General features: G+C 55.8%; 17 protein-coding genes and 1 other RNA gene. 13 read left to right on the top strand and 5 right to left on the bottom strand.

The features are described 5' to 3' along the window. Position 1: 1 nt before the first annotated feature. The 5 genes from prsR to KZO34_RS01855 form a co-directional block, all read right to left on the bottom strand. On the bottom strand, positions 2 to 1,375 hold the full coding sequence (prsR, locus tag KZO34_RS01875) for a PEP-CTERM-box response regulator transcription factor (RefSeq protein WP_219472762.1): 1,374 nt from the start codon (positions 1,373 to 1,375) through the stop codon (positions 2 to 4). A gap of 136 nt (positions 1,376 to 1,511) precedes the next feature. Further along, complete coding sequence (gene prsK, locus KZO34_RS01870) at positions 1,512 to 3,647, bottom strand: XrtA/PEP-CTERM system histidine kinase PrsK (RefSeq protein ID WP_219472761.1); 2,136 nt, start codon at positions 3,645 to 3,647, stop codon at positions 1,512 to 1,514. Positions 3,648 to 3,694: 47 nt separating this feature from the next. Then, positions 3,695 to 4,642, bottom strand: coding sequence for an SDR family oxidoreductase (locus KZO34_RS01865; protein WP_219472760.1), 948 nt, complete (start codon positions 4,640 to 4,642; stop codon positions 3,695 to 3,697). Then, complete coding sequence (locus KZO34_RS01860; protein WP_219472759.1) at positions 4,642 to 5,457, bottom strand: lysophospholipid acyltransferase family protein; 816 nt, start codon at positions 5,455 to 5,457, stop codon at positions 4,642 to 4,644. Before KZO34_RS01860 ends, KZO34_RS01865 begins: the two co-directional genes overlap by 1 nt. A gap of 37 nt (positions 5,458 to 5,494) precedes the next feature. Further along, positions 5,495 to 6,415: a D-hexose-6-phosphate mutarotase gene (locus KZO34_RS01855; RefSeq protein ID WP_219472758.1), complete on the bottom strand. Its 921-nt coding sequence runs from the start codon at positions 6,413 to 6,415 to the stop codon at positions 5,495 to 5,497. 117 nt (positions 6,416 to 6,532) lie between these two features. Here KZO34_RS01855 and KZO34_RS01850 point away from each other — a divergent pair, with 117 nt between their 5' ends. From KZO34_RS01850 to KZO34_RS01790, 13 genes are all read left to right on the top strand, one after another. Next, positions 6,533 to 7,285, top strand: coding sequence for a 2OG-Fe(II) oxygenase (locus KZO34_RS01850; RefSeq protein ID WP_219472757.1), 753 nt, complete (start codon positions 6,533 to 6,535; stop codon positions 7,283 to 7,285). A gap of 110 nt (positions 7,286 to 7,395) precedes the next feature. Then, positions 7,396 to 7,492: signal recognition particle sRNA small type (ffs, locus tag KZO34_RS01845), an RNA gene on the top strand. 150 nt (positions 7,493 to 7,642) lie between these two features. Beyond that, a complete protein-coding gene (dnaX, locus tag KZO34_RS01840) occupies positions 7,643 to 9,601 on the top strand; it encodes a DNA polymerase III subunit gamma/tau (protein WP_219472756.1) in 1,959 nt (652 codons plus the stop codon). A gap of 4 nt (positions 9,602 to 9,605) precedes the next feature. Then, entirely contained in the window at positions 9,606 to 9,929 is a 324-nt protein-coding gene (locus KZO34_RS01835) for a YbaB/EbfC family nucleoid-associated protein (protein ID WP_219472755.1), read from the top strand. 40 nt (positions 9,930 to 9,969) lie between these two features. Beyond that, the gene (recR, locus tag KZO34_RS01830; RefSeq protein WP_219472754.1) at positions 9,970 to 10,572 is read left to right on the top strand and encodes a recombination mediator RecR; all 603 of its coding nucleotides are present in this window, start codon (positions 9,970 to 9,972) and stop codon (positions 10,570 to 10,572) included. A 19-nt stretch (positions 10,573 to 10,591) separates the two neighbouring features. Continuing rightward, positions 10,592 to 11,740, top strand: a complete 1,149-nt coding sequence (locus KZO34_RS01825) for a ribonuclease D (RefSeq protein WP_219472753.1) — start codon at positions 10,592 to 10,594, stop codon at positions 11,738 to 11,740. Further along, entirely contained in the window at positions 11,737 to 12,030 is a 294-nt protein-coding gene (locus KZO34_RS01820; protein WP_219472752.1) for a YcgL domain-containing protein, read from the top strand. Before KZO34_RS01825 ends, KZO34_RS01820 begins: the two co-directional genes overlap by 4 nt. After that, positions 12,027 to 12,473: a YcgN family cysteine cluster protein gene (locus KZO34_RS01815; RefSeq protein ID WP_219472751.1), complete on the top strand. Its 447-nt coding sequence runs from the start codon at positions 12,027 to 12,029 to the stop codon at positions 12,471 to 12,473. Before KZO34_RS01820 ends, KZO34_RS01815 begins: the two co-directional genes overlap by 4 nt. Next, positions 12,473 to 12,817 carry a hypothetical protein gene (locus KZO34_RS01810; RefSeq protein WP_219472750.1) on the top strand — a complete coding sequence of 115 codons (345 nt, stop codon included), beginning with the start codon at positions 12,473 to 12,475 and terminating at the stop codon, positions 12,815 to 12,817. The genes KZO34_RS01815 and KZO34_RS01810 overlap by 1 nt, the downstream gene beginning before the upstream one ends. A gap of 46 nt (positions 12,818 to 12,863) precedes the next feature. Next, complete coding sequence (locus KZO34_RS01805; protein WP_219472749.1) at positions 12,864 to 14,795, top strand: VWA domain-containing protein; 1,932 nt, start codon at positions 12,864 to 12,866, stop codon at positions 14,793 to 14,795. A gap of 18 nt (positions 14,796 to 14,813) precedes the next feature. After that, positions 14,814 to 15,656 carry an AAA family ATPase gene (locus tag KZO34_RS01800; RefSeq protein WP_219472747.1) on the top strand — a complete coding sequence of 281 codons (843 nt, stop codon included), beginning with the start codon at positions 14,814 to 14,816 and terminating at the stop codon, positions 15,654 to 15,656. 22 nt (positions 15,657 to 15,678) lie between these two features. Then, positions 15,679 to 16,857: a vWA domain-containing protein gene (locus KZO34_RS01795; protein ID WP_219472746.1), complete on the top strand. Its 1,179-nt coding sequence runs from the start codon at positions 15,679 to 15,681 to the stop codon at positions 16,855 to 16,857. Between the two features lie 416 nt (positions 16,858 to 17,273). Continuing rightward, the gene (locus KZO34_RS01790) at positions 17,274 to 17,738 is read left to right on the top strand and encodes an AraC family transcriptional regulator (RefSeq protein WP_219472744.1); all 465 of its coding nucleotides are present in this window, start codon (positions 17,274 to 17,276) and stop codon (positions 17,736 to 17,738) included. Positions 17,739 to 17,741 lie beyond the last annotated feature (3 nt).

The raw sequence follows: 17,741 nt of genomic DNA, 5'->3' as shown, positions 1-17,741 counted from the left end.
TTCAGGTCTTCGACGGCTCGGCCGACGTTTCAATCCGGTATTTGTCCGTCAGGTTGTATAAGGTTGGTCGGGTAACGCCAAGCAGTCTGGATGTCTGGGCAATATTGAAATTGCAGGTTCTCAACGCCTGAACAATAGCCTGGCGTTCGGCGTTTTCCCGCACCTGTCTCAGATTCAGCTGATGATCTTTTGTCGGATTTTCGCTCGGGAGTTCCAGATCCTCCGCCGTAACTCTTTTTCCGTCGGCCATGATGGTGGCCCGTTTAATTTTGTTGATCATTTCCCGAACGTTGCCTGGCCACGAATAGTTGTTGATGGCGTCGATGGCATCTTCGGTGAAGTTAAGGTTGGGGCGATCCATCTGCTTGCCGAGCGCTTTAAGGAGGGACTGGGCAATGACCAGCGCATCGCCGTCCCGTTCACGTACGGGGGGCACGTCCAGGGTAATTTCGCTGATCCTGTAATAGAGATCCTCCCGGAAATCCCCGCTTTCAATCAGCGTCTTGACGTTTCGATGAGTTGCACAGACCACTCTGACGTCCACCGGAATCGGCTGAACTGAGCCAACACGATCGACAACCCGTTCCTGCAAGAACCGCAGAAGCTTTGCCTGCAGGGCCATTGGCATGTCGCCAATTTCGTCCAGGAACAAGGTTCCGCCATTGGCGCTCTCGATTTTGCCTTTTTTAGTGTGGGTAGCCCCGGTAAAGGAACCTTTTTCAAAGCCGAACAGCTCACTCTCCAGAAGGTTTTCCGGAATGGCCGCGCAATTGATGGCGGCGAAAGGCTTCCTGGCGCGGTGGCTCAGATCGTGTATTGCTCGCGCCAGCAGCTCCTTGCCGGTGCCGGTCTCGCCGGTGATCAGTGTGGTGACGTCTGTGGGAGCAACTTTTTCCAGGGTCCGGCAGATGGCGAGCATTTGGGGGCTGGCAGCGACAATACCCTTGATATTGGTACCGTTCCGCTGGCGGGACAGGTCCTGGTTTTCCCGCTCAAGCTCCGCCAGCCGAAACGCCCGGTTCACCACAAAGGTGAGTATCTCGGCATCGAGCGGTTTCTGGTAAAAGTCGCAGGCTCCCATTCCGATCGCCTTGACGGCGTTTTCTTTGTCCTCCCGACCGGTAACAACAATGACTTTTGTCATGTTGGCAAGTCGAAGAATGTCCTCAAGCAGGCCAAAGCCTTCGCTTGCGCCTCCCGGGTCTGGTGGCAGGCCCAGATCCAGTGTTACCACATCCGGTTCGACGCGCCTGAGCGCAGCCAGAGCCGAATCCCTGTCCGAGGCAACGGTTATCTCCAGGTCGTCACTGAAACACCAACGCATCTGGCTCTGGAGGCCCGGATCATCCTCTACGATTAAAAGTCGTCTAGTCACGACAGCAACAATTCCCTTGTTTGTAGACCCTGTTTGATTTCCGGAACACTTATCTCCAAAAGTGTTCTACACCTGATTCTTGACTGAAGATTGACACTTTTCAATGATGGAGTCGATTGTTAATAAAAAATGCCGATTAATTGGCGCTCTCTCTGGAGGGGTCGTTCTCGGATAGTATCTCCTTAGGAATCTCTTCGTTGGCTTCAAGGTCAGTCTTGGCAAGGGGAATTCGCAGTGAGAAACAGGAGCCCACCCCGGGTTCACTGGTTACATCAATATTCCCGCCGAGCTCCTGGAGATACTCTCTGGCCTGGAACGCCCCGATTCCCATCCCGGTCAGGCCTTTTGTACTCTCAAATGGCTTGAACAACTGATAGTTGATGAACTCTTCTGTCATCCCGCAACCGGAATCGTGAATAAACAGAACGACATTGCCCTTGGCAATCTTCAGGGTCAGTGTGATCTCTCCTTCCGGAGGGGTTGCATCCTGGGCATTCTGGATAAGGTGTCCCAGAACGCTCCGCAACTGCTCGTCATCCGCCAGGATCATCGCTTGTGGAGGGTTCCCCTCAAGGTGGGGGGCGGGGCGTTGCTGGCTGTAATGGTCGAGAAGCTCAGCAACCAGCCTGGTCAGATCCAGCACCTTTAGATCGCCGCCAGTATCACTTGAGGGCCTGCGCATATGATCAACGAGATTCGACATCTTGCGGACGGCGTGATCCGTGGTATTGATCATATCGTCAATGAAAGCAGGGTTGTTCCGGTGCTTGGACGCGTTTTTGACCAGCAACGAAAGCTGGGCGATCACCGTTTTCAAGTCATGAATCATGAAGGCTGAGGCCTTGCTGACGGCCTCAAACTGCATTGCCCGGGATAGCCGGTGCTGAGCATCCGCCTGGGCCAGGAGGTTGCAGGTCTGCCTGGCGACCACCTTGACCAGATCAAAGTTCTCCCAGTTCAGTTCCACTTTTGCGTAGGGGGTTCCGACCATGGCAATGCCATAGAGTTCGTTGCCGAGGTAGAGGGGAATGATCAGCCATGCATCCCGCATCCTTGCAATGGCATCGGGAATTTCAAGCAAATCGTAGCTGACGGGATCGGCCCGGTATTCGCGCAGGTCGACGACCCATTCTCGGTGCTTGAAAAAGCGGACAAGCTCGGAATCCTCATCAATGACGGTGTATCTGGGCGGTGAGATATTTACCGAGGCCTTCAGGACATAACTCGCCTGTTCGCCCTTGAGCCAGATTGCACCGGCATTGCTTTCAACCAGACCGGCCAGAATCCGTGTTACGCGTTCGGGAAGGGGAGGTTCGTCCCCCAGGTTGGCCAGTTCCCGGGTCATTTTTAGCCATTCGTCACGATAGTCGTACTTGTAGTCGAAGAAATTCCGGCTGATGAGGACCATCAGTTTTGCACGGATCCGGCGAGACAGGACGAGAGTCGCCAGGAAGGCCAGTGAAATGGTGAAGAACAGGACCTGGAGGGCATCCCCCCAGTCCCCTCCAAGTACCCGGACATAGTAGCCGCCGATGGCCAGGCAAAGCAGGTAGGCACCCGCAAAGATCAGTGTGCCGGCGTGGAACACCGCGGCATGGGAAAGCTGGAAATCCACCGGTTGTTTGCGTGTATTGATAACATTAATGGCAAACAGTGGAACGAGCAGGGCGTTCACGAATCCACGGGCATTCCAGAAGGAGTCCGCCACCTGGCCAAACAGCAAAGCATCGGCATACATGAAGAAATCGAAAGCGAACAGTGTGGCCACACCGATGCACAGGTATTTTATGCTTGAGCGACCGAACCCTGGGGAGTTTCGCCAGATCTGTTCAACCAGGGACAGACCGAGCAGGGATAGGGCAATCTGCCCCAGAAGTCGCGTTTTGCCGTTCAGAATGGACAGCCCGAAAACATACTCGAGCACGCCGAAGCCAAGGAGGAGAAAGAGCAGGACGGTGGTGGAAATGCCGAGCAACTGCTTCAGTTGTCCGGTCAGGCTGCCCTGGCGAAAGGCATTTCGGAGCATTGCGAAGAGCAGAAGGATCCAGGCTGCGTACCGCAGCAGTTCCAGCAGGTAGCGGATAAAAAAACCGGGGTACCCCAGCAGGCTCTGCATAACCAGTGCCGAGGACCAGAGAGTTGTGACAATTGCAGCCAGAAACAGGGCGCGGTCAACATCGCGCCTGACGTATCGGGTGGCGACGAGAACGGCCAGTAACCCGAAGGTGAGGGCCGCCGCCACATGACTGATTACACTGAAGTCGCTTAGCATCCCTCGCATCCTGCGTGAATGTCATCTGATCCCTGACGGCAGGGACGTTACACCGGTTTCTTGTTGTCCCGATAGAACCGGAAAATTTCCTTGAGCGGTCGCTTGGGCTTGAAGTCGAACTCTTTTGCGAACGCTCTGCCGTCGATAACGACAGGATACTTGAAAAAGGCCATCAGGTACGACGGAAAACTTCTCAGATTCAATGTCCGCAGAATAAGGGACGGAAGAACCGGCGGCACCGATGGTATGGGAATCCGTTTGCAGCTGCACAACTTGAGCGCGTGCTGGTAGGCCACCCAGTCCTGGGGGGCAACGTTGAAAACACCGCGGACGGGTTTGTTGTAGGCCAGCACAATGGCGTCTGCCATATCATCAATGTGAATGAACTGCATCATCGGCGAGAAGCCAGCCAGCACCGGTGCGCGTTCGCTGGCGAGCAATGTGCTTATGGAATTCCGCACGCCGGGCCCGACAATGTTGCACGGCCTCAGGATAGTGATGTTGAGCTCCGGGTAACGCCAAAGATAAATATTGGCCAGGTTCTCAAGCTCCACCGAGTCCACCAGGTCGGCACTGAGGCCGGCGCTCTTCAATGGGGCGGATTCATCAATCAGCGCGGGATTGTAAGCCACCGCACCATAGACGTGGAACGTGGACAGCACGACAACCCGTTTGATGCCGTATTTGTGGCTCAGGTCCAGCATCTTCTGGGTTCCCAGCACGTTGGCGTTGTATCGCCGCATGCGCGTGAGCTGGCTCGACATGATCCGACCGAGATGGATAACGCCATCGAACTCATAGCGGCGAAACAGGTCTTCGAACACCCGCTTGTTGAAATCAATGCAATAACTGGGGATGTCGTCGCCGAGGTATACCTGTTCCCGGAAATCAACGGCGACCAGGTCGCAGTGGTCGCGCAGCTGGTTTATGACTTTCTGGGCCAAAGCACCCGCGGCGCCGGTAACAAGAATGTGTGGTCTGCGATGCTGGGTCATCAAAAAAGCCTTTTCCGTTCACTCAATCCCTTGTCAATCAACCGGCTTATCTCCGCTTTCACCTTTTCAACACGTTCGGTGACCTGTTCTTCCGGTATTTCCAGGTCATCAAAGTACATTGGGTCGCCAAAATTGAGGTGCACCTTTGCCGGCAATACCACCGGCAGGGCAACCGGGGCGTAGGGGATGCCCAGCGTTTTGGCCAGCGGCTTGATGTTGGCAATGGCAGGGATGGTTTCTTCGCAGCCCACGACACCCACAGGCACAATCGGGGCCTTGTATTTCATAGCCAGGTGCATGAAGCCGTTGCCAAACCGCTTGAGTTCGTAGCGATCCCGGTAAAGCTTGCCGGAGCCCCGGATGCCCTCCGGGAAGACGATGACGGCTTCGTCATTGGCCAGCATCTTGGCGCAGTTCACCGGGTCACCGAGTACCGCGCCCACTTCGTTGAGCAAGTTTCCGAGCCAGGGAACGGTGGGAAAGAATCGCTCGATCATGGCTCGTGGCATACGCGGCTTTTCGTTTCGGGAGGCCAGGGCATAGCCGATGAGGATGCCGTCTATCGGCAACTGGCCGCTGTGATTGGCAATAATCAGAACAGGCCCCTCGGATGGGATTTTCTCGACGCCATGGGCCTGAACGCGAAAGTATTTTTCGTAGATCTGCCGGGTCAGCGCGAGCCCGTATTTGATCGCTTCGTTGTTGTAACCCCAGGGGTCGTAACCCAGCGTACCGATGGGTTTGCGAATGCGATTGACGTGTTGCTCCAGATCTTCAGGAATTAGCCTGGATTTTAAAAACGATGCCAGACTCATGCTGACTCCCTGTTGGCTTACGGATTTAATCGTTGGTTCAGCTGCGTCCAATCAGAACGCCCAGAGTGTGGCTTTGGCCCTCATAGAGCACACGGTAGTCTCCACTGGCGTTCGCGGTTTCTACACACAGCATATTTTTCCAGGCGTGATCGGGGAAATCGGAGAGTCGAGCCGCTTTGTCCGGCCCTGGATTCCAGACCACTGTGGAGTCGCTACCTACGGACTTCAGTTTGCGACTCCCTGCGGGTGTAACGATCGTCAGAGGTTCCCCGCTCTCATAAATTCTGTCGGTTTCCCCTTCAAAATAGACGGGCCCTTCCTGAATGAAGTAATCCCAGTTTTTCAGGGTGTCGACGAAGTTGCTGTTTCCCAGCCCAAGAACCCGGCTTCGTGAAATATCGGCCGTGGGGAAATAGCTATGCAGTGCCTGGCTGAACGCCAGTGGCTCGCTGCCAATGTTGGTTGTCGTCAGCGCAACCTGGCAACCGCGAACAGAAAAGCTGAACGTGATCAGGGCGAGCGCATGACCGGTCCAGACATCGGCGAAATCTTCGTTGGCATCGAGTGACAGGCTGATCTCTACCTCATGGGCACTTTCGCGAACATCCTCAAGTTTCCAGAGGGCGGATCTGGCAAAGCCGTGGGCACTGCTGGTGTGGATCCGTTTCCGGACTTCAGGTGCATTTCTGGAGGGATCCCCAAACCAGGGCCAGCACACCGGTATGCCTCCCCGGATAGCCCGCCCCGGTTCCAGTCGGGCGGTATCACTCAACCAAAGCCAGTCGGCCTCGTCCCTCGGGGCAAACTGGGTCAGGTGAGCTCCCTGCAGGAAAACCGTTGCCCTGAAGAGTGGGTGGTGAACGTCCAGTGCTTCAAGCTGCCCGATCGTTTTCCAGCGTGTAAAGGACCACTGGCCGGGAGAGAGTGAGAGTGGCGGTCGGTTACTGCTTTCAGACATGGTTCGGTTCTGGATCTTCTGGGTTAACGGTATTTGCCTATAACAGAGAGTAAATTAAAACTCCCTCCCGGGCGACAACTGCGGATAAAATACAAGCAGTTTCTGAGGATGTATCAAATGGATCAGTCAGTTGTTATCCCCATCACCGCCCCGCAGCTTGATCAGGCCAGTTCCGATAACTTCCTGGATGCCGTGGCCAATGGCGAGTGTCTCACCGATGTGGAAACCGGTAATGACGGCGCCATTGACTGTCTTTGGTTAGACGATGTCGCGGACGGGCTGAGCGAGTACGGCTGGATCACTCTGGATGTGGGAGGGCGCCTGGGTCGACCGCTTCTGGCTGCATTGGCTTCGGAGGTTTCCGTGCTGGAGCGTTGCGACGCCATGAAGAGCGCCGGTATTGGGCGTGGCAATGATCTGGTGCGTGACAGATCGGTACGTCGGGACAAGATCGCCTGGCTGCAAGGCATTACCGCACCTCAGGCTGCGCTCTTTGAGTTTTTCGAAGAGATGCGCCTGGGTCTTAACCAGCGACTATTCCTTGGTCTCAAGCGTTTCGAAAGCCACTTTGCGACCTATCAGCCGGGTGATTTTTACAGGAAACACCTGGACAGTTTTCAGGGGCGTGCATCCAGGGTGGTCAGCCTGGTGCTCTATCTGAATGAAGATTGGCAGGCCGGGCAGGGTGGAGAGCTTCGTGTTTTTAATCGGGAAAGCGAGAGCGAAGTGTGCGGCCTGGTTACCCCGGAAGCGGGGCGAATGGTGCTGTTTCTCAGCGAAGAAATCCCCCACGAGGTCTTGCCCGCTCATCGCACCCGTTACAGTCTTGCCTGCTGGTTCAGGCAGGATGAAGTGCCTCTGCCATTGTAGGAAAGTGGCTTGCTCCCGACTTTCCGAATTGTCGTTGTAGTCGGGAAACCCTTTTGCTACTATGCGCGCCGCTTTCAGGGAATTGTCCTGAAACGCCGTTATGGTGGCCCCATTGGTGCCTCCGCAACATGAAACCGTGAACCCGGTCAGGCCCGGAAGGGAGCAGCCGCAGCGGTGGAATTGTGTGCCGGAGTGTCGCTGGTGGGGCCACCCCCAGATTGTTCGTACCCGCCCGTAATTCCCTGATTTTCCCCGGCCTGAATGCATTCTTTGCGGTCTTTCGCGGTCGATCTTTGCTTCTTCTCAAGTCGGGTCCATGCTAAGGTTAAGCCCGTTTTTCACTGCAGTTGACGGATCATGAGCTACCAGGTACTTGCCCGTAAATGGCGACCCCGAACGTTTGAAGACATGGTGGGTCAGGAACATGTGCTCCAGGCACTGATTCATGCCCTGGAGAACCAGCGCCTGCACCACGCCTATCTGTTTACCGGTACCCGGGGTGTCGGTAAAACCACCATTGGTCGATTGCTGGCACGATGCCTGAACTGTGAGACGGGGATTACTCCACGGCCTTGCGGGGAGTGCTCAAGTTGCACTGAGATCCAGGAAGGCCGGTTTGTCGACCTGATTGAGATTGATGCCGCGTCCAGAACCGGCGTGGACGACATGCGGGAACTCACTGACAATGTTCAGTATGCGCCCACCCGTGGCCGCTACAAGGTGTACCTCATTGACGAGGTTCACATGCTGACCAATCAGTCGTTCAATGCCTTTCTGAAAACCCTGGAAGAGCCCCCGGAACACGTAAAATTCCTGCTGGCAACCACCGATCCCCAGAAGCTGCCGGTGACGGTGCTGTCCCGTTGTCTGCAGTTCAATCTCAAACGCATGACGCCGGAGCATATTGCCGGTCACCTTCAGCACGTCCTCACCGAAGAGCAGATTTCTTTCGAAGATCCAGCCCTGTGGCTTCTGGCCCGGGCAGCTGACGGCAGTATGCGTGATGCCCTGAGCTTGACGGATCAGGCCATTGCCTTCGGGAACCAGAAGCTGGCGGCAAGCGATGTCAGCAACATGCTGGGTACCATTGATCAGCGGGATGTAGAGCGTCTGGTGCAGGCGCTGGTTGAAAGGGATGGCCCGGGACTGTTGTCCGAAATCAACCGGATCTCGGACTTTGCGCCTGATTACAGCGTCATTCTTGCTGACCTGCTGTCACTATTCCATCGGGTGACCATGGAGCAGGTGGTGCCGGGCACTGCAGACAATGCCCTGGGCGATGCTGCCCAGGTCCAGACATTAGCACGCAAATTGAGCGCCGAGGATGCCCAGCTTTTCTATCAGGCAGCTTTGATGGGGCGCAAGGATCTGGCCATTACGCCGGACGCGCGTATGGGCTTCGAGATGACCTTGTTGCGCATGCTGGCGTTTCGCCCCGGTGCCGACCGACGGGAGCCGCCCGCGGTAAGCTCCGGAGGACAGGCCGGGTCTGGGGCAGCCCGGGATGAACCCGACCCCGCACCCGCGCCACGAGGCGAGCCCAGTGCGCCTGTTGATCCCGCACCTGCTAATGAGCCCGAGCCTGCGAACGACAGCACGCGTGATCCGGTCAGTGAGGTCGCCGGGGACGGTGTGGATGAAAGTGAACAGGCCACAGTGTCGCCCCCGACCGACGACTCCCACGACGATTCCTGGCTCGCCAGTCTCGACGCGCAGGCCGCCGCCGAGCCAGAACCTGAGCCTGAATCCGGACAGGAGCTGGCGAGGGAGACCGAGCGTGAGCCCGACATTCAACCAGTGGAGTCTGAACCTCTCCCAGATTACGAGCCCTCTGCATCGGATGAGCAGTCGGAGCCGGAAGCGTTGCGTCCAGAGGAATCTGAGTCCTCCACGCCGCCGGAGCAGGAACCGGTTCCGCAATCGGGTGGCGAGTTTGTGTGGGAGCGGGATTTCAGGTCTCTGGGCATCGTCGGCATGCCGGGAAATCTGGCCAGCCACGGGGCGTTGTCATGGCAAGGAGATACCGTTGTCCTGACCATTGATGCCGGCCATGCGCGTCTCCTGAACGCGCGACATGAAGAAAAGATTCTGACCGGCTTGAGAAATCGCTTTGGCGCTACTACTGATTTACGTGTGGAGCCGGGTAACCCTGGGCCCCATACACCGGCGGCCTTTGAAGAGCGCCAGCGGAAGGCTCGTCAGCAGGCGGCTGAAGAGTCAATTCGCAAGGATCCGGCCGTGCAGTCCATCGTTGAACGATTCGGTGCCCGGGTAGTCGAAGACAGTATCCGGCCGATAGAGACAAGCAGGAGATAGCAGCATGATGAACAATATGGGCGACCTGATGAAAAAGGCCCAGAAAATGCAAGAAGATATGCAGAAAGCGCAGGAAGAAATCGCCAAGGCGGAAGTGACCGGCGAAGCTGGCGCTGGACTGGTAAAAGTCACCATGAACGGCCGCCACGATGTTCGCAAGGTCGAGATTGATCCCTCGCTCCTGACTGAAGAAAAGGAGATTCTAGAGGACCTGCTGGCGGCGGCTGTTAACGATGCTGTGCGCCGGGTGGAGGCGAATCAGAAAGACAAGATGTCCGGAATGATGTCAGGCATGGGTATGCCTCCCGGCTTCAAGATGCCGTTCTGAACCCTGCTACATTCGTTGTCCGGAAGTTTGAGGATGTTTCATGGCCTTTAGCCCGCTCGTAGATGAACTGGTGGAATCGCTTCGGTGTTTGCCCGGAGTGGGGCAGAAGACTGCCCAGCGCATGGCGTTTCACCTGCTGGAGAGGGGACGTACGGGGGGCAGCCGTCTTTCCGATGCATTGAGCAGCGCCATGACTGGCGTCAGACGCTGCGATAGTTGCCAGAACTTTGCCGATACTGAAATATGCGGTATCTGCGAAAACTCGGCCCGACGCACCGGCACCCTGTGCGTGGTCGAAAGCCCGTCGGATCTGCTGGCGATCGAGCAGGCGGGGGACTATCGCGGCGGCTATTTCGTGCTGATGGGGCATCTCTCGCCCATTGATGGTGTAGGACCTGAAGAAATCGGGATTGAGCGCCTACTGGATCGAGTTAACAAAGAGGGCGTGACGGAACTTATTCTTGCCACCAACCCCACTGTCGAAGGGGAAGCGACGGCCCATTATATTGCCGATCGGCTCGATGGTCGCGATATCCTCATTACTCGCCTTGCCCATGGCATTCCGGTCGGGGGCGAACTGGGTTACGTGGACGGTTTCACCCTGACTCACGCCTTCCGCGGCCGCAAGCCACTCTCCGAATAAAAGACCACCAGGCTTTTCTATGACACTTTTGAATCCGGCTGTTGACGTTCCCCCGGCACCAGACACCATTCATTGGCTCCGGGAGCCGGCGGCTCTGGATCAGTGGCTGGAGAAGGGCAGCGGCGCACCGTTAGCGCTCGATACTGAATTCGAGCGGGTTAATACTTTTTATCCAATTCCCGGGCTGGTGCAGCTCGGCCTCCGGGGTGAGTTCTGTCTTGTCGATCCGGAAGTGGCCGAAGCATCTTCCCGATTCCGGGATGTCCTGGCGGATCCCGAAACGCCAAAGCTACTCTATGCCATGAGTGAGGATCTGGAGCTGTTTCGTCGGTGGCTGGGTATTCAGCCCAGAGGCGTGCTGGACCTGCAAATTGGGGCCGCTATGGCTGGCGCCGGTTTTTCACTCGGTTATGCCCGTCTGGTAGAAACTCTGTTTGGTGAGACCCTGGACAAGTCGGCCACCCGGTCCGACTGGCTGTCCCGGCCATTGTCGGAAGCACAGCAGAGTTACGCAGTGGATGATATTCGATTCCTGGAGCCGATGTACCGATGGCTTGAGGAGCGTTTGCGTGAGCGGGAGCTTATTTCAGCCTTCCGCGAGGAGTCTGAGCGTTTTGCCGAGGAATTGGCCCGTCAGGACGATCCCGGTAAGCATTACCTTAAGCTCCGCGGAGGCTGGACGCTCAGTCCTCAGCAGCAGGGGGTATTGAGGGAGCTTGTGAAATGGCGCGAGCAGGAATGCGAACGCCGGGACCGTCCCCGGAACCGCGTATTGGGAGATCCCCTGTTGATCGCTATTGCGGAAAAAATGCCGGGATCGACCGGCGCACTTTCGAACATTCAAGGAATTCCATCCGGAGCCGTGCGGCGATACGGCGATACCCTGCTGCAACTTGTTGAAAAGGGGCGTACGGCGGATAATTCCGGGCTTCAGCGGATCGCCCCTCCGCTAACGCGTGATCAGCAGGCGTACTTCAAACTGTTAAAGCGCCTGTTCGTAAAATCAGCGGAAGAAGCCGATATACCGGTGGAATTGCTGGCACCAAGAAAACGTCTTGAAAAGGTTGTCCAGGAACGAAGTCTGGATAACCACCCCTTTTTCCAGGGGTGGCGGGAGCGCATCCTGGCGCCATTCAGGGCGGATATAGAGGAACTACTGGCATCATGAAAGAACGGGAATTTGTTTCTGTATTTCGCAGCAGCAAGAAACGCGATACCTACATCTACGTTCGCCGGGGACAGGCCTGGGAGGATCTCCCGGAGAGCCTTCGGGGCATTTTTGGTCAGCCGGTGCATTCAATGGACCTGATCATGACGCCGGATCGGAAACTGGCGCGGACGACCGGTAAGCAGGTCCTGGAAGCACTGGCGGAAAAAGATTTTTATCTGCAAATGCCGGAAGAGCAGGACAGCTACGTGGTCGATTTCCGCAAGAAGCTGGAGCAGCGCGACAAATGATTGCCCAGATTCCCTTCTGGCAACGAAAACGCCTCCATGAGATGAATTCGACCGAATGGGAATCCCTGTGCGATGGCTGCGGCAAATGCTGTCTGAACAAGCTTGAGGATGAGGATACCGGCGAGGTCTATCATACCGATCTGGTGTGTCGGTATATGGATGAAGCGACCTGTCGTTGCACCGTCTACTCCGAACGATTGAAAAAGGTACCCGGGTGCACGGTGCTGACAGCGGATACCGTCAACGACTACCATTGGCTCCCATACACGTGTGCTTATCGCACCCTGGCTGAAGGCAGACCGCTGGCGGACTGGCACCCCCTGCGCAGTGGCGATCCTGCCTCCGTTCACGAGGCGGGGGTTTCCATTCGAGACAAGGTAGTCTCTGAGGATCAGGTTCCTGAAGAGGACTGGGAAGAACACATCATTCACTGGATTATTTAATGATCGATACCGACGCACAATTGGCCTATGGAATTTTCTGGGCCGCCTATGCTATTGCCTTCGTTGTGTTCTTTTACATGATGAAGCACCTGTTCCGCTTTCTACCCATCTATGGGTTGAGAACTCTTCTTCTAGCAGCGCTGGTGGCGTTGTTGCTGACGCCGGTGGAATCGCCGGAATTCGCCGGCTGGTGGATACCGGCCTGGTTGTACGGTGGCTATGAACTGATTCTGGGAGAGGCGGATGCCGCAGGCAGGGCCCTCTTCAATCTCGGCATCGCAGGACTGGTGATGCTTTTGGTCTGGATTCTGGATCTTGTACGTTATCGTCTGGCACGACGCTAACGGAATGATGCGGAACCGCTGAACGAACAAACTCGTGAGAGCGAAGATGCCACGACTGCTGACGTTGATTTTCCTTGCCGCCACGCTGTTCCCGGCGACTGTTCACGCCCAGGAAGTCTCCGCGCCGAACCTTCCTGAGCAGTCCGATGTAAGGATCATCGTTGATATTTCCGGGTCAATGAAAGACAACGATCCGGACAATCTGCGCCAGCCTGCCGTAAGGCTTCTGGCGCGCATGATCCCGGAGGGAGCAACGGCGGGTCTGTGGACCTTTGGCCAGTACGTAAACATGCTGATCCCGCACCGGGCGGTGACGACTGAGTGGCGCGAACAGGCTATCGAGCGTTCCGGTCAGATCAACTCGGTAGCGCTCAGAACCAACCTTGGGAAAGCGATAGAGGTTGCGAGCGACAGCTATTATACCGGTGGTGTCCTGGAGGAAACCCATTTCATTCTGCTTACAGATGGCAAAGTGGATGTTTCGGACGACGCGAGCATCAACCAGCGCGAGGAAAACAGAATACTGGATACCCTGGTTTCAGATCTGACGAAGCAGGGCGCGACCTTTCACCCGATTGCCCTGTCTTCGGAGGCGGACGCAGAATTCCTGCAGCAGCTCGCCCGAGACTCAGGCGGACGGTTCCAGGTTGCTGACAGTGCAGACGCCCTGAATCGGGCTTTCCTTGAGGCGTTGAACACCGCCATTCCCCAGGAACAGGTACCCATCGTCGGAAATGCTTTCTCGGTTGACGAGGGTGTCACCGAATACACCGCACTTATATTCTGGGGCGAGCAGGAAACCAGCGAGACACGAGAGCTCGAACTGGTTCGACCGGATGGCACCACCATCACTCTGGCTCAACCGCCAGAATCAATCCGCTGGGCACGGGAAGCCGGTTACGATCTGATGACCGTCAGCGAACCGATGGCGGGTGAGTGGCGTATTAATGGCGAGTTGGGTGAGGGCAGCCGCGTTACCGTGGTCAGTGATCTGCGTATGGCGGTGAGCCCGGTTCCGACATCATTCTCTGAAGATAGCCCCATCGACCTTGAAATTGCGTTCTTCGAGAATGGCGAGAAAATTACCAACCGGGATTTCCTGCAGGTCCTTGATGTCCGGCTCAGTATTACGTCGGAAGACGGCCGGAGCGGTACCAAACTGCTTTCCGGTGACGAACCGCCGAAGGATGGTGTGTACGCGGATACCATTGGTCGGCTGCCGGCGAGCGGGCTGTATCGAATAGAGGTTATCGCCGACGGTCAAACCTTCGGCAGGAAGTTCAGTACTCGCACCGGGTTCGTTTCCACGGAAACAACGGCAGAGAGCCAAGCCGGTGACGAGTCCCCAGAAGCGGCCGTGGGGGGAGAACCGGAAGCTGAGCCATCTGCTGATCCTGCACGACAGGTAGTGGAATCCGAGTCGGAGTCATCAAAAAATTCCGAGCCGTTAATCACAAGTCCGATTGATGTTAGCAAGGTGGAGGAGCCCGACGCCTCTGAGTTGCAGGTCGCTGAGCCTCCAACCCCTGAATCTCCCGTGCCGGAGGACGATGCGGTGAGTGCTCTGCCGGTTCCCGTCTGGGCAATCGGCGCGGGTGTCGGTGGAGTTGGACTGATGGCTGTCATCTGGCTTGCGATGAGGAAACGTCAGGCGCAACGTTCGGAACAGGCAATGGCCGCAGCCGAGCGGGAGACCGTAGCGGATCTGGACGATAAGTCGGAACCAGAGGTAGCTGCCGCCACGGATGCTTCGCCAGAAGAGGCGACCGAAGAGGTTTCAGAAGACATTCCCGAGGTGACCGATGAGATGCAGCCTTCGGATAGGGAGTCAGAATCGGAGCCTGATGAGGATGAATTCGGACTGGATGATTTCGATCTGTCGGAATTCGACGAGCTCCCCGAGTACGATGGGAGTGATCCCGATCACGCGGACGACGAGACCCAGCAGAAACCTGACGATTCAGATCAGAAAAAGTAACCTACAGGAATTTTAGACATGAAGTTTACCGGTACCGATAACTACGTAGCCACAGATGACCTGCAAATGGCCGTCAACGCGGCGATATCGCTCCAGCGACCACTGCTGATCAAAGGCGAACCCGGAACCGGCAAGACCTTGCTGGCTGAAGAAATGGCCGCCGCACTGGGTATGCGGTTGATTCCCTGGCACATCAAGTCGACCACCAAGGCCCAGCAGGGCCTGTACGAGTATGATGCAGTTTCCCGCCTTCGCGATTCCCAGCTTGGCGATGAAAAAGTTAAAGATATCAGCAACTACATTGTGAAGGGCAAGCTCTGGGAGGCCTTTGAAGCCGACGAGCAGGTTGTGCTGTTGATTGATGAAATCGACAAGGCCGATATTGAGTTTCCAAACGACCTGCTGCTGGAGCTGGATCGAATGGAGTTCTTTGTTTATGAAACCCAGCAGTCCGTAAAGGCCCGTCAGCGCCCGATTGTCGTGATTACCAGTAATAACGAGAAGGAACTGCCGGACGCATTCCTCCGTCGCTGCTTCTTCCACTACATCAGTTTCCCGGAGCACGACACCATGAAGGACATTGTCGATGTTCACTTCCCGGGCCTGCAGCAGGAAATTGTTCGTGATGCGCTGGAAGTATTCTTCGATGTTCGTAAGGTGCCGGGACTGAAGAAGAAGCCGTCCACATCCGAGCTGATCGATTGGCTGAAATTGCTGATGGCGGATGAATTGTCTGCGAAAATGCTTCAAGAGAAAGACACCAGTTCTGCGCTGCCGCCCTTGTATGGCGCACTGGTGAAAAACGAGCAGGATGTTCACCTGCTGCAAAAGCTGGCCTTTATGGCCCGTCGTCGCAGCTGATACTCAGCAAGAGTCTCGTTTTATGTTGATTGATTTTTTTCTAGAAGTGCGGCGTGCGAAGGTACCCGCGAGTTTGCGCGAATTCCTGGACCTTCTGGAGGCCCTCCAGAATCGTCTGGCGTTTGCTGACATGGAAGACTTCTACTATCTGTCGCGCCTGTGCCTGGTGAAGGACGAGCGTCACTTCGACAAGTTCGACCGAGCGTTCAAGGCTTACTTTGAGGGCATCGAGAATCTTGATGACCTGATGGAGATGCTGATTCCGGACGACTGGCTGCGCGCCGAATTTGAAAAGCACCTGTCCGAGGAAGATAAAGCCAAAATCGACTCCCTGGGCGGCCTGGAGGAACTCATCGAGACCTTCAAGAAACGCATGGAAGAACAGAGTGAACGCCATGCTGGAGGTAACAAATGGATTGGGACCGGCGGTACCTCTCCGTTTGGTGCGGATGGCTACAACCCGGAAGGTTTCCGTATTGGCCAGAAAAATGGCCGGCACGGGCGAGCGGTCAAGGTCTGGGAGAAACGCGCATTCAAGGATCTGGATGACAGCATTACCCTGGGCATCCGAAACATCAAGGTGGCCCTTCGTCGCCTCCGCAAGTTCGCGCGTCAGGGTGCGGCCGACCAGCTCGATATGGATGACACTATCCGATCCACTGCCCGCAATGCTGGGTATCTGGACCTCAAAATGGTGCCGGAGCGGCACAATGCGGTGAAGGTACTGATTTTTTTCGATGTTGGTGGGTCAATGGATCCTCATATTCGGGTGTGCGAGGAACTGTTCTCCGCGGCGAGACTCGAGTTCAAGCACATGGAGTATTTTTACTTCCACAATTTCATTTATGAGAGCGTCTGGACCAACAACATTCGTCGAATGAATGAAACCACGAGTACTTATGACATCCTTCATAAGTACTCCCCGGATTACAAAGTCATTTTTGTGGGAGACGCCACGATGGCGCCCTATGAAATCTCGCATCCCGGTGGCTCGATAGAACACTGGAACGAGGAAGCTGGCGCAACCTGGTTCCAGCGGGTATCAGATCATTTTCGCAAAGTCGTCTGGCTCAACCCGCTGCCGGAAAGCTATTGGGGGAGCGGAGGCTCTCTCGGTATGACCCGACAGTTGGTCAATGATCACATGTACCCACTGACCATTGATGGTCTTGAATCGGCCATGAAGCATCTGAGCAAATAAAAAAAGCCGATGCGGTTGAGGGCATCGGCTAAGCTCGGCATATCAAACGGGGTGACCGGCATGGTTTCCCCGTGACTTGTTCTAAGCAATTCCAAGGCCATAAATGGAAAGTGGCCATAAAACAGAGTCTTGGTTTCGCTCGCGTATTCTTCACAATACACTGTCACACTTTCTTATCTAGCCCTGTTAAAAAAGTCGACACCCCTTCAATTTCCCTTCTGCTGTTTTTCATTTGGTGATCTGGATACCGTTCTTGCGAGTTACCAAGTGTTACGCTTTCTGCCAGCTTGTTACAAAAGATGTCCATTATCAGGAAGGCAGGAGGCAAAAACGGGATTATGTTCGGCAAAAAACCAACAAAAGAGCGCCGAATAAACGCTTGGCGCGCGTTCCTTCCCGGGATTTTCTGTCTGGTTATGCTTCCCGTATCGGCGGCTTCTACCATCGATCAGCAGATTGAGCAGCTGCGGGCTCAGATTTCAGAGCACTCTGCGCGTGTTTTTTCTCTGGAGCAGGAGCTTCTCCACCCTGTCGATACGCGAATGGCAGTTTTCCTGACACTCGGGAATCGAGAAACGCTGGACTTGGACTCTGTAGAGCTGTTTGTCGATGGCCAACCGGTGGCTTCACACCTGTATTCAGAGCAGGAAAGGGGGTCCCTGGAGGCAGGGGGGATTCAGCAACTGTTCGTTGGCAACCTGTCGACTGGCGAGCATGAGCTCAAGGCGATCGTCACCGCACGTTCGGCGAAGGACCATTTCGTTCGTCGCGAGACAGTTCATCAGTTCCGAAAACGCCCCGGAACCTTGCGGCTTCAGATGAGCCTGGAAGCGCAGGCACCGAACTACGGGCCCCGGGTGTCGTTTGTGGAGTGGAAGTAGCTG

The sequence above is a fragment of the Marinobacter sp. F4206 genome (genome assembly GCF_019392195.1).
Classification (GTDB): Bacteria; Pseudomonadota; Gammaproteobacteria; order Pseudomonadales; family Oleiphilaceae; genus Marinobacter.
The sequence above is the reverse complement of the archived record's forward strand: the minus strand, read 5'-3'. Positions and strand labels throughout refer to the sequence as shown.